Source organism: Alteromonas sp. RKMC-009, assembly GCF_003584565.2.
Taxonomy (GTDB): domain Bacteria; phylum Pseudomonadota; class Gammaproteobacteria; order Enterobacterales; family Alteromonadaceae; genus Alteromonas.
On the sequence record NZ_CP031010.1, the window covers coordinates 1,736,175 to 1,748,135 of the forward strand.

The following is an 11,961-nucleotide window of genomic DNA, read 5'->3' on the forward strand; positions in this document are numbered from 1 at the left end:
TCTGACCACTTAGGGTCATTTAATTCAGGTGCAACATGACAGCTAAACAATCAGTCACAACCCGTAACGGTGACAGAATCGCGATAGTCGCAGGATTACGTACGCCATTCGCGAAAATGGCAACGTATTTCCACGGTGTGCCCGCCGTTGATCTGGGCAAGATGGTGGTCAATGAACTGCTCATCCGTAATGGCGTATCACCGGAGCTGGTGGACCAGGTGGTGTACGGACAAGTTGTGCAAATGCCGGAGGCGCCCAACATTGCCCGCGAGATCGTTCTGGGTACTGGCATGAATGTGCATACCGACGCTTACAGTGTGTCCCGTGCATGCGCTACCAGCTTTCAAAGCACGGTTAACATTGCAGAGAGCATGATGGCCGGTACCGTAGAAGTTGGTATTGCCGGTGGTGCCGATTCAACATCTGTATCACCAATTGGCGTGTCGAAAAAACTTGCCCGTGCACTGGTGGATCTGCAAAAGGCAAAGACAGTCGGTCAGAAGTGGGCCATTGTTAAAAAGCTGGGATTAAAAGATTTAATGCCTGTGCCGCCTGCAGTTGCAGAATATTCCACAGGCTTGTCCATGGGGCAGACAGCAGAGCAGATGGCCAAGACTCACGGTATCTCACGACAGTCTCAGGATGAACTGGCACACCGTTCTCATTCTCTGGCGGCTGCAAGCTGGAATGAAGGTAAGCTGGATAACGAAGTAATGACGGCCTATGCAGAGCCGTTCAAAGGCGCGCTGGGTAAAGATAACAACGTTCGTTTTGACTCAAAGGTGGAAGGCTACGCTAAACTGCGCCCTGTATTTGATAAGAAATACGGCTCCGTTACGGCCGCTAACGCAACGCCGCTGACCGATGGTGCATCTGCAGTACTGATGATGACGGAAAGTAAAGCCAAAGCATTAGGCTACACCCCGTTGGGTTACATCCGCAGCTACGCCTTCGCAGCTATTGATGTGTGGGAAGACATGCTGATGGGACCGTCTTATGCCACGCCAATGGCGCTGGACAGAGCCGGTATGACGCTCAACGACCTTACTCTGATTGAAATGCACGAGGCATTTGCAGCCCAGACACTGGCCAACGTGAAAATGTTTGCCAGCGACAAATTCGCTAAAGAAAAATTGGGTCGTGATAAAGCTACCGGTGAAATCGACATGGACAAATTTAACGTGATGGGCAGCTCTATCGCCTATGGTCACCCGTTTGCTGCTACCGGCACCCGGATGATCACCCAGATGCTGAATGAATTACAGCGCCGTGGCGGCGGAAGCGGATTGCTGACCGCATGTGCTGCCGGTGGTTTAGGCGCAGCCATGATTGTGGAGACAGAATAATGAGCGAACAGGAAAATCAGGACGTGGTTATGAGTGATTCATCTGCCAAAGCATTTACCCTCACAAGACAGGACAATGGTGTTGCCATTCTGACGATGGATGTTCCGGGCGAGTCAATGAATACGCTGAAAGCGGCTTTCGGAGACGAGATTTCTGCGGTCCTTGATGAAATAGAGAGCGACAGCAGCATTAAAGGTGTTGTGCTGACAAGCGGAAAGCCTTCTTCCTTCGTAGCGGGTGCTGACATCACTATGCTTGCAGCCTGTGAAACCGAGGCTGATGCCAGAGCGCTGGCGGCCGGTGGTCAGGCTGTGTTTGATCGCATTGAGAATATGAAAGCTACTTTTGTTGCTGCTATTCATGGCCCTGCCCTGGGTGGTGGTCTGGAGCTGGCGCTGGCTTGTCATTACCGTATTTGTACCGATTCACCAAAAACACAGTTGGGCTTGCCAGAAGTTCAGTTAGGCTTGCTGCCCGGCAGTGGCGGAACCCAGCGGTTACCGCGCCTGATTGGTGTACAGCAGGCAATGAAAATGATGCTCACCGGCGCTCCGGCCCGTGCTAAGCAGGCGAAGAAATACGGTATTGTCGATGACATGGTGCCGCAAAGTGTATTGCTTGATGTGGCTGAACAATTTGCGCTTAAAGCAAAGCCACACCGTGATGCCCCGCAAAAAGGCCTGGTGAATAAAGCACTGGAACAAAATCGTTTCGGCCGTAATCTTTTGTTTAAGAAAGCCAGAGAGCAGACTTTTGCGAAAACAAAAGGTAACTATCCGGCACCGGCGATGATCATTGATGTCATTGAAACCGGTCTGAATGACGGCATGAAAGCCGGGCTTAATGCAGAAGCTGATGCCTTCGGTAAGTTGGTGATGACACCGGAGTCATTCCAGTTACGTCAAATTTTCTTCGCCACTACAGAGATGAAGAAAGAACATGGTGTGGAAGGCGTAAAGCCTGCCAAAGTGCATAAAACCGGTGTACTGGGCGGTGGCCTGATGGGCGGTGGTATTGCTTATGTAACGGCAACCAAAGCCGGTGTCCCTGCACGGATCAAAGATGTTCGTGAGGAAGGTATCGCCAATGCGATGAAATACAGCTACGACATTCTTAACAAGAAAGTGAAAAAGCGCTTCATGCTGAAAAGTGAGATGCAAAAACAGCTTTCCTTACTGACCGGCAGTCTTGATTACCGTGGCTTTCAGGATGCTGATATTGTGATTGAAGCGGTATTTGAAGATCTTGCTCTGAAGCAACAGATGGTGGCTGACATTGAAGCCAACTGCAAAGCTGAAACGATTTTCGCTTCAAATACATCCTCTATTCCGATCACTGACATTGCTGCGAAGGCACAACGGCCGGAGAATGTTATTGGCCTGCATTACTTCTCTCCGGTAGACAAAATGCCGCTGGCGGAAGTTATCGCTCATGACAAAACGTCAGACGAGACTATTTCAACCACCGTAGAGTTTGCCCGTAAGCAGGGGAAAACCCCGGTTGTGGTGAAGGACGGGGCGGGGTTCTATGTGAACCGTATTCTTGCTCCTTATATGAACGAAGCGGCCTGTTTACTGCTGGCTGGAGAGCCGGTGGAGTATATCGATAAGTCGCTGGTGAAGTTTGGTTTCCCTGTGGGGCCGGTTAAGTTACTGGACGAAGTCGGCATTGACGTCGGGACCAAGATTATACCGTTTCTGGTTGAACAGTTTGGCAGCCGTTTCGAAGCGCCTGCGGCATTTGACAAAGTGCTGGCTGATGACCGTAAAGGGAAAAAGAATGGCAAGGGCTTTTATCTGTATGAAGGTAAAAAGCCCGGTAAGGAAGTGGATGAATCCATTTACACCGTGCTTGGTGTGACCCCGTCGAAGAAACTCAGCGAAAGGGCCATCGCGGAACGCTGTGTTCTGATGATGCTGAATGAAGCTGCACGTTGTCTGGACGAAGGTGTGATACGCAGTGCCCGCGACGGCGATATCGGGGCAATCTTCGGTATCGGCTTTCCGCCATTCCTTGGAGGTCCGTTCCGCTACATGGACACATTAGGACTGGATACCGTAGTCAACAAGCTGACACAACTGGCGGGTAGTGTTGATCCGAAATTCACCCCGGCTGAATGTTTACAGGAAATGGCAAAAGAAAACAAAACGTTCTATTGATGTTTTTATAATGTTAAAAAGTCGGGCTTTGCCCGACTTTTTTGTTTTAGGCGGTGTTTTAACTGGCTTTCGTGGTCAAAATAAGTACACTGCAACCGGTTTGGTTATTTTGTAGTCAATTTTTTGGCGTAGTTAATCAAGAGGTTATTTTTCATATGATGGTTTTTCTGGCTTTAATGGTGTTTGGGTGTTGTGCTGCGGGATATTACGTTGCAGCAATGAAAGCCGGAATGAATGCGAAACGCTGGGCAGTAGGTGGTTTATTACTGGGGCCGGCACTTTTCCCGCTGTTTAATATGAAGCGGTACTTACTGTGGCGTGAAATTGCAGGGTATCGCGGACCAGTGTTTGCCGCTTAGCCTTATAAGGCTCAGAATCGCCTTCCGTGGCGAATTTCAGGCATAAAAAAAGTCAGACTGTTCTGACTTTTTTTGTGCACCGAACAAAATTTTAGTTCAGGTCACAAGCTTCCAGATGCTGGCAGGGTTTCATCTTCTGAAACTGAGTAGTGGCTTCCTGTTGTTTCTCAACAGGCTTGGCGCCTTCTTCTACAGTGACAGGTGCAGTTGTGGAAAGTGCTAGTGCTACAGCGGCTGCTTTTAACATTATATATATCCTCTGATTTTTTATTTGAACAAACAACACCGTTCTCGCCGGTGCACCAGAGATATTGCTATATGCGTGCCAACCTAAACCTTTAGTAGTATGAAAGTTTTAAAACTCTTATTTTTCAGTAAGTTAAACGTGTTGTTTTTAAACTGAATTTTGATGGTGCCAGAAAAAAAGATTTGCAATAAATTAGAATGTGTACTATGCCTTATTTTTGACGCAGAGAAGATCAGTAAGAATTCTGACCGATGAGGTTATAAAGCTTTTGATTTTCCTGAAGTAATTTCTCAAATCGTTCAGCATTCAGTGGTTTTGAGTACAAATAACCCTGTAACATTTCACATTCGTAGCGACGTAAAATCGTCAGTTGTTTTTCCTGTTCCACACCTTCAGCGACCACTTTTAGCCCCAGATTATGGGCAATATTGATGATAGCGGCAGCCATATGCCGGTCTGTGCTGCTCTCTGCAATGTCGTCAATGAACGCTTTATCGATTTTCAGTGTATTCAGCGGGAAGCGCTTAAGATACGCCAAAGAAGAATAGCCTGTTCCGAAGTCATCCAGTGCCAGGTGAATGCCCCGGTCCCGCAGACGCTTCATCATTTCCAGACCCTGGTCCGGATTCTCCATCAGCGTGCCTTCGGTAATTTCACACTCCAGATGGAGCGGGGATAACCCTACTTCCTTCAGGATTTGCTCAATCCGGTCGTCCAGGTTTGGCAACTCAAACTGCTTTGCAGAAATGTTTACCGCTACACGGCCGGAGAACAAGCCGGCGTTGACCCAGCGTTTGGTATCTGCACAGGCCTTACGCAGTACCTGTTCACCAATTTCAACAATTTGCCCTGTTTGTTCTGCCAGCGGAATGAACTGACCCGGACTGACAATCCCTTTTTGCGGGTGTTCAAAACGCACCAGGGCTTCCATACTCACCAGCTTACCCGAGGCAATATCAACTTTAGGCTGGTAATAAACCGTGAACAGATCGTCTTTAATCCCCTGACGGATCAAGTTTTCTATCTGCAACTGGCGCACGGCGTTCTGGTTCATTTCACCACTGAAGAACTTATAGGTATTGCCACCATTGTTTTTCGCAAAATACATGGCGGTATCTGCGTTTTTCAGCATTTCCTGAGGTGTTTTACCGTCATCAGGATAAAAGGCGATACCGATACTGGCACCGAGTACAAATTCCTGCTTATTAATAATGAAAGGCCGTGACAGGTTATCCAGAATGTCCTGTGCATAATGGGTAATAGTGTGGATGTCTGCCTGGTCTTCCATCAGAACACTGAATTCATCACCACCAAGGCGGTAACAGGTTGCCGTAGTGCCGGTAATACGCTGTAAGCGCTTGGCGATTTGCTTGATCAGCACATCGCCGGTCTGGTGGCCAAGGGAATCATTAATCTTCTTAAAGTTATCCATGTCCAGACAGAGCAGGGTATGAGACGCTGCTTTACGGACCAGGTTTTGATGGCTGGCCTGGAAGAAAGAGCGGTTAGGGAGTTCTGTGAGCGGGTCGGTATTCGCCAGCTTCAGCAATTCTTTTTCTGTGCTCTTACGGGATGTAATGTCAGAGAATACCCCCACAAAATGACTGATACGGCCATCGTCGTCATGTACGGCATCGATATTCAGTTCCATCTCGTAGCGCTCACCGTTTACCCGGGCTGATTCGACTTCGCCAAACCAGTTGCCTTTGGTGCGTAATGTTTTCTTAATTTCTTCAGTAAAGGCATCCGGATACTGATTAAAGTACATGTACGAAGCCAGTGCCTGATCACGGCTTTCTCCGGTATAACCGCAATAGGCGTTATTTACCGAGATGTAGCGGAAATTGGTGTCGGTAATGAATACCCCTTCGGAGATATTTTCAATCGACCGTTTGAACAGGTTTAACTGTTCTTCTGCTTCTTTCAGGTGATGAATGTTTTTGAGCGTACCCGTCATCCGCATGGGTTGTTGATTATGATCCCGCTGCACCACCTTGCCCCGGTCGAGTACCCAAATCCACGAGTTAGAGAAAGTTTTCGCCCGGTAGGCCAGCTCATAAAATTCAGACTTACCTTCCAGGTGCGCCTTTAAAGCTTCCTGGACACGCATGACGTCATTAGGATGAATATTGGCATCATAAGCACTGGACGTGCGGATGTTGTCCTGAGGGAAATCAAGCGTGCCCCATGTGTTAGCACGGTATACCTGACCACGGTAAACGTCCCAGTCCCAGAGTTCGTCGCCGGAACTCCACAGGGTAAGTTTCAACCGTTCTTCCGACTCCTGAATAGCCCGCTGACCCTGCTTACGCAGCTGGTACTGGCGCAGAATGTAAAAGAGTACGGAGAGTGCTATAAAGGCGTAGAACACCAGTGCTGCACTGTGTAACCAGAAAGGCCGGCCAACAGATATTTTAAAGCTGGTGCTCTCAGACCAGGTTTTATCCCCTTCCTTGGCCTGCACTTCAAAGACATAATTGCCAAAAGGCACGTTATTAAATTGTGCCAGTCTGCTGCTGTCCGTAGGGAACCAGTCATCTACGTTCCCTGCCATACGATATCGGTATACTACATCTTCAGGAGTGATCGGATTAATCAGTCCGAAAGTGATACTGAAACGGGATTGTTCATAATCGAGATGATACTCCGATTTTTCGAGGATACTGGTATTGGTTGATTTTGCTTCACGATCTGATTCACTAAGGGTAGTGGAACCAAAAATTTTTAAGTCAAACAAATGTGGAGCCCGTGTTTGGGAAACGTCCACTAGTTCATTGTCGATAAAGGACTTTGTAAGAATATTGAAACCTTTAGAGCCAGCAAATACTAATGCCTCGTCAGAGGTTAGAAGGACAGCTTTTTCACTGAATTCGTTATAATCGAGTGATTCTCTCGAAATATTCTCCTTGGGCTCAAGGCTGAACAAGTCGACACGAGTAATTCCCAGTCTGTTTGTATACCATACGGAGCTGTCACGGCCCTGAGCGGAAAAGGTGACTCCCGCATTCTGCACTACCTGTTGGCGGTCCTCTATCTCAAGGCTATGGGCGTTTATTTTAATAACGCCATTATAAAATGTAGTGACCCAGTAGAAGTTACGCCAGTAATAGACGTTCATAGCTCTGAAACTTCTTTCAGAGGAATCTTCTATTGTTCTGACTACTTTGCTGGTGACGGGATCAAAAACAAGAACTTTGTCTGGTGTTGAAATCCAGAGCCTCTGTTCGTTATCTGCAAAAAGGGGAACAAAAAAGGTATCTTTTAGTGGTAATTGATATTTTGTTACCAGTTCTTCTAGATCACCAATATGTTCATTGTCACCTAAAGTTGAGGTGGGTATTGAAACGAGTTTACCATTATTAAGATTTAGCCAGACAAATTGGCCGTCATAAAATAAACTCTCTACGACATTATTCTTAAATAATGTTGTCAATAAATGAAATTTACCATCCTTCATTTCGTAGACGTAAATACCATCAGTAGTTGCTATCCAGAAATAGCCATTTTGGTCAATTACCAAGTCCCAGTAATTATTTTTATTGTCGACAAGATAGTAATCAATGGTTCCGAGTTCACGGTCGAATTTACCCAAACCTTCATTTTGCGTGACAAACCACAAATCACCATTTGCATCTTCATCCATAGCCCAGATAGTCGATGAAATGGAAGCCTTCTGAAATTCTTTTCTGTTTTCAAAAGTACGGACAGCACTGAGCTCTGGCTGGTATCTGAATAAACCTGAATAGGTGCCTACCCACACGCTGCCGTTGCTGTCTGCCTGAATAGAAAAAATAATTTTCTGAGTTAGACCGGTAAGTTCTGCACTTTTAGATCCTGCTAAAATAAATTTTTGCTTCCTGAGGTCGTAAATAGCCAATCCTTTGAAGGTGCCTATCCAGACGATATCTCCGACTTGGTTCAGAGTTGACGTTGTTGATAATTTAATTGGCTGGTTGTCTTCTGAACTGCCCAGGTAAGATATATCACCATTGTTGGAGATTTTTGTAATCCCGTCACCCGTTGCCAGCCAGTATTCTCCGTCGATGACCTTGATATCGTATATCCGCGTTTGATTGATGGAATATCCGTAAGGGTTTACTTTCGAGAGCGGGAAAATCTGATCACTGTTTTTATTCAGAATAAAAGCACCGTGATTTCTGGTGCCAATCCAAACTCGGTGAGCTTCATTATAAATAACCAACATATCGTCAGGCAGCTTTGTGCCACGAAAAGCCGGGATCAGTACCTTCCCATCGGGTTGCAGACGGTAAATTTCGTCAAAAGTATTTACAAGTATACGACCATTTTCGTCCGCTGTTATCTTTTTAATATATTTAGACTTTGATGTATTGGCTTCAAAAGTGATGACGGAAAAGTCGTCTGTTTCTGCATTATATTTCGCCAGCCCCTGGTCAGTACCAACCCATAGTGTGCCATCTTTATCTATGAATAAATCATTAATCCAGGCAGAGGGAAGTGAGCGGGGATTCGATGTTTGGGGATGATACTGATTTGCACCTTCTGAATAACCGGTATAACGGTGCAGGCCGGTGAGTGTGGCAATCCACAAGCTTCCGTTCTTGTCTTCAACAATATCCAGAATACTATGGTCTGAAATACCATCTTTTTGCGAGATATTCTGGAAGTAAATGTCTGTGATTGATACAGCCTTACTCTCCGCACAGAGTAGATACCCCGGCAGCAGAATGCAGCTGACAAAAATCCAGATTAAGGTTGAGCGCACCAATACACCTTTGGCCGTATTATTTTATCGTTTTAATTACGTTTATTATCGGCAGCATCCATTCAAACCGAAGGTTCAATATGCCGAAATCAGCCAATATCTACAAGTTTTTTTCCGGATAGGGGGCAGAGGAGGTTAATTCTTATCCACTTTAAAGTTTACACCCTATTTATCGTGAAAAATCAGTCAAAATAAGGTGTTTGCTTTTTGAACGATGACAGGTCGCTGAGCAATCTGTCCTGAGGTACGTCGATACCTTTGAATTTACCGGGGGCAAACAATACCAGTTCGCCGAACAAGCTTCGTTTGGCCAGCGCGTTGGCGTAGTCCTGTATATCGGTAAAAGACAGTCTGCAAATCAGGTCGGCAAGCTTACTGTTCCTGTCAAAACCATGGTCCTGAATGCCCAGGCTTACCCACAGCCTTTGCGATTTCATCGACAGTGATAAATCTCGCTCTTCCATCTGTTTTAGCAGATTCTTTTGAATGGTTGACCAGTAGAAGCGGTAAAAATCGATTTCATTAAGTTGCTCAAACAGAAAGGAGGTCATTTCTTTAAGCAAAACTTCCGGTTCGTGAGACGGACTTTGAATGTAGAAAGCCATACCCGGATGCTGGTTATGAGGCACATAGCCTGTGCCAACCACGTACCCGAGTTGCTTTTCTGTTCTGAGTACATTGAAAAACGGGGCGGCGAGCATTTGTTCCAGCACCATACACATGGCGGTGTCTTTCAGGCTGTTACCGGGCGCCTGCAGATAAAGTACTACTGCCGCGTCATCGTGTTCACATATGACTTCGTGATAGAGGGCTTCGCCAACAGGTAATTGGGTCACAGCGCGGGACAATGGCTGACAACCGGCGCCGGGGCAGGCACCTTTTAAATGCTCTGCAAAGGTAGAGGCTTCTTCTGCCGGCCAGTTGCCATGCATAAAGCTCTCAACGAAATATTTATCCAGCGCCTGCCGGCAAATGTCTGTCATATCTTCGAAAGAACATTCACGGACTGCCTTTAACAGTTCCACCGGCGCTTGGGTATTGCGCTGAACAATTACGCTGAGCCGTGAAAACAACCGGTTGGTAGGCTTATTCATCAGGGCATTTTCAAGGGTCTGAATTTGCATGGCTTTCAGACGCTCAAACTGGGAAGCTTCAGGCATAAATTGATGGATAGTTTCCAGCAGCTGACCAGCCAGCTTGACCTGATGATTTGAAAATCCCCGGGTATGGAGGGTAAAACCAGCCTGATGTCCGTAAATCCGGTAATGCAGGCCGGCAATTTCTGCGCGGTAATATTTCGCCTGCAAATGGTCATTCAGCGCTGCAAGCCAGATACGTTTTGCCGCTACTGCAATCAGGTTGTCATTAAATGCAGGTGCATCGAAAGAAATATAAATATCGCCTTTCGGGCTGTGGAACTGGTTGTCCTGCGCAAACCAGAATGCGAAATGTTCTTCTCTGACCAGCGCCTTAGGCAGTAAATAATCATCGCCCGGAATAGTAAGGTGGTAATCATCACCCAGATAAGGATTGGGCGGAGGTAACTGTAAACCGTCGTAAGCTTCCGGCTCTGCCAGCTTGTGCAATAAGTCTTCAGGCAGGGGACGCATCTGATAACGGGCGTTATAGTGCCGGCATACCGAATCTGTGGGAAGGTCAGGCGCAATCATTTTTACCCGCATTGTATGGGGGGTAAAAAAGGACAGTGCGTGTTCCAGCTTCTGCTTGTCAAAACTGTCGATAATGATTCTGAAGAGCTTTATTTCTTCGCTGTCGAAGGTGAACAGATGCTGGGAATATTCACAAACAATACTTTGCAGCTTGGGATTCTCTTCATACTGATAAGCCAGTGCGCCAAGATGCGCTTTTTCCTGATACCGCCACTTCTCATCAATACTGTTTTTAATGAGCCTGACGAATGCGAATAAGGCTTCAAGTATGCTGTCTCTGTTATTCAGACCTTCTTCGGTTAACTGAAAGCTGACATTGAAATCTTTAAAGTCATCGCCTTCAATCCCGCTGCCTGCTATCAGATTGGTGACCCAGTTTTTGGCCTTCAGACAGGCCAGTAAGCTGCCTTCACCTTCATCGCCGATGAGATGACTTAAATAGTTAAGCGGTTTGGTGCGGTAATCCAGATGGAGTCCGGGCAGAGCAAAGGTGACAATCATCCGCCGCGCGGTTTGCAACGGAATGATATTAATATCTACCGCAAGTTGTTCTTCGTTATAGAGTGGCGGCCATTCTTTTGGCGCTTCTTCACCCTGACGGAATGCACTGAAGCTCTGCTGAGTCAGTTCCAGCACATCTTCCGGATCTTCACTGGTAAAAATGGCCAGGCACATATTGCTGGCAGTGTAGTACTGACAATGATAATCGTGTAACGCTTTATGCAGTTCGTCTTCCGGTAAAGAGCGGAAAATATTGGCATTGCCTACAGAAAATTTACTGAAGGGATGGGCCGGATTCGCGGTTTCTTTATGGATTTGATAAAGACGGCGCAAATCATCTTTACGTTTAAATTGAAATTCCGCCTCGATAGCGTTGATTTCTTTATCCAGAGTGTCTTTATCTAACAAAGGGAGTCTGAGCATATCTGCAAAAGCGGGAAGAATGCGTTTGAGTTCCGCGCTTCTGCAATGAAAATGGTAATTAGCAAACTCAGTGCCGGTCCAGGCGTTGATACTGCCGCCTGCACTGTCCACCATATCGTTAATACTGTTGGCCTTGGGCAAGTGGCGACTGCCCAGAAACATCATGTGCTCGAGGAGGTGAGATAAACCTTCACACTGTTCGGGATCATAAAAATGGCCGGCACGGACAGACATGGAAACATAGGTGGAGGGTGTCAGTTCATGCTGGTAAATCATGACCCGCAGGCCATTTGGAAGCGTATGGAAAGTGGCTTTTTCCAGGTTCAGTGGTGTTGTCAAAATGCTCTCTTTATTTATGTTTTTTACTGCATTTCTTAAAAGGTAACTTTCCGGCGCTTGCGCTTCCTGAATTGATTACTCGTCCGTATCACCTAAAGTCTTACATATTTATACTAGGCTAGTCTTTTCCGGTCTGCTATGGTTACAGTGTAGTCTTTCATCATATTCATTAA

6 protein-coding genes are annotated in these 11,961 nt (G+C 46.5%); 3 read left to right on the forward strand and 3 right to left on the reverse strand.

Features of this window, described 5'->3' with window-relative positions; translation table 11 throughout:
- Positions 1–35: 35 nt before the first annotated feature.
- The 3 genes from fadI to DS731_RS22235 all read left to right on the forward strand — a co-directional run bounded on the left by fadI (position 36) and on the right by DS731_RS22235 (position 3,864).
- Positions 36–1,346, forward strand: a complete 1,311-nt coding sequence (fadI, locus tag DS731_RS07660) for an acetyl-CoA C-acyltransferase FadI (protein WP_119500769.1) — start codon at positions 36–38, stop codon at positions 1,344–1,346.
- Complete coding sequence (fadJ, locus tag DS731_RS07665) at positions 1,346–3,505, forward strand: fatty acid oxidation complex subunit alpha FadJ (protein ID WP_442858443.1); 2,160 nt, start codon at positions 1,346–1,348, stop codon at positions 3,503–3,505. The genes fadI and fadJ overlap by 1 nt, the downstream gene beginning before the upstream one ends.
- A 71-nt stretch (positions 3,506–3,576) precedes the next feature.
- Positions 3,577–3,864 carry a hypothetical protein gene (locus DS731_RS22235; RefSeq protein ID WP_232373510.1) on the forward strand — a complete coding sequence of 96 codons (288 nt, stop codon included), beginning with the start codon at positions 3,577–3,579 and terminating at the stop codon, positions 3,862–3,864.
- Between the two features lie 91 nt (positions 3,865–3,955).
- On the opposite strand, the gene DS731_RS21910 is transcribed toward DS731_RS22235, so the two are convergent.
- From DS731_RS21910 to DS731_RS07680, 3 genes are all read right to left on the reverse strand, one after another.
- Positions 3,956–4,111 carry a hypothetical protein gene (locus DS731_RS21910; protein WP_161599123.1) on the reverse strand — a complete coding sequence of 52 codons (156 nt, stop codon included), beginning with the start codon at positions 4,109–4,111 and terminating at the stop codon, positions 3,956–3,958.
- A 232-nt stretch (positions 4,112–4,343) separates the two neighbouring features.
- Positions 4,344–8,855: an EAL domain-containing protein gene (locus tag DS731_RS07675; protein WP_119500770.1), complete on the reverse strand. Its 4,512-nt coding sequence runs from the start codon at positions 8,853–8,855 to the stop codon at positions 4,344–4,346.
- A gap of 182 nt (positions 8,856–9,037) precedes the next feature.
- Positions 9,038–11,788, reverse strand: a complete 2,751-nt coding sequence (locus DS731_RS07680; protein ID WP_119500771.1) for an insulinase family protein — start codon at positions 11,786–11,788, stop codon at positions 9,038–9,040.
- Between the last annotated feature and the right edge of the window lie 173 nt (positions 11,789–11,961).